The following is a 426-nucleotide window of genomic DNA, read 5'->3' as shown; positions in this document are numbered from 1 at the left end:
TTAATGAAAAAGGGGTATTCCTCCCCCTTATTGGCATCCAATTTCCTCTTTTACTTTATTTCTTTTTATTGCTTTCTGCATTTTTTTACAGTTATGCGCAACGCAAAGAAGCCCCCATTCAATTGTATTTTTTTGGAGGCCACGCATCGAAAAGCGTCTGAACTGCTGATTATGTTTTATTTGTCCAAATACACTTTCCACATCACATTTTCGTTGACTATATAATTTTCTTCCTTCTTCACTCTGAAGACGTTCACGAATCTCTTTTCGTTGTCTTTGATTTTCTAGAGATATTGTAATTGTTTTTTGTTCTTTTCCTTTGGCACAAGTTTTTTGGAAAGGGCAGCCGGCACATTCAAAACATGAATATTTTCTTTTAATTGAAACATATTCATTTTCAGAAGTTTTTGAGGTTTCATACTGGAA

At 34.0% G+C, this 426-nt stretch carries 1 protein-coding gene; it reads right to left on the bottom strand.

Annotated elements, in window-relative coordinates; translation table 11 throughout:
* Positions 1-27: 27 nt before the first annotated feature.
* On the bottom strand, positions 28-426 hold a 399-nt coding region (locus COD11_RS06430), incomplete at its 5' end, for a transposase (protein WP_141549654.1).

Origin of the sequence: Bacillus sp. AFS040349, from assembly GCF_002577655.1 — a bacterium.
Lineage (GTDB): Bacteria > Bacillota > Bacilli > Bacillales > Bacillaceae > Metabacillus.
The sequence above is the reverse complement of the archived record's forward strand: the minus strand, read 5'-3'. Positions and strand labels throughout refer to the sequence as shown.